General features: G+C 71.3%; 1 protein-coding gene. It reads right to left on the bottom strand.

The genetic code is table 11. The features are described 5' to 3' along the window. A partial coding sequence (locus CUC05_RS24195) for a fibronectin type III domain-containing protein (protein WP_170128110.1) occupies nucleotides 1-571 on the bottom strand: 571 nt, incomplete at both ends.

Here is a 571-nt window from a genome sequence, read left to right as displayed (position 1 = left end):
CAGCGGGCACGGTGAGGTCGGCGGTGGCGTCGGACGTGCCCTGGCCGGTGGCGGTGACGGTGCCGTCGCCGAGGGGGTCGACGACGGTCCAGCGGGTGGGGTCGATGCCACTGGAGAAGTCATCGGACACCACGGTGCGGGGTTGGGTGGTGAACGTCGCGTCGTTGGTCGTCGCGGTGTTGCCTGCCTCGTCGGTCACCTCGATCACGTAGTGGTAGGTCTCGTCGGGCGCCAGGCCCTCCAGGTCGACCCGGTGTGCCGTCTCCGGTGTCGACGAGGTGACCGTGCCCTCGTCGTGGTCCGGGGTGCGTCCCCAGGACACCGCCGTGGTGGCGGGTTCGTCGGTGGCCCACGTGATCGTGGCCGTGGTCACCCCGGTCTCGACCTGCACGTCGCTGACGGTCGGCGGCGTCCGGTCGCCGCCTCCCGTGCTGCCGTCCTCGTCGGTGATGGGGTCGTCGGCGTTCTGGATCCAGTCGACCGACGCGGTGTGGGCGGGGTTGGGGGTGTGGTTGGCGGCGAACGGCCCGACCGTGGTGGCGGTCAGGATGTGCTCGAAGCTGCCGATGGT

This window comes from Euzebya rosea, from assembly GCF_003073135.1.
GTDB lineage: Bacteria > Actinomycetota > Nitriliruptoria > Euzebyales > Euzebyaceae > Euzebya > Euzebya rosea.
Note: the sequence above shows the minus strand (reverse complement) of the source record. Positions and strands in the feature narration are given on the sequence as shown.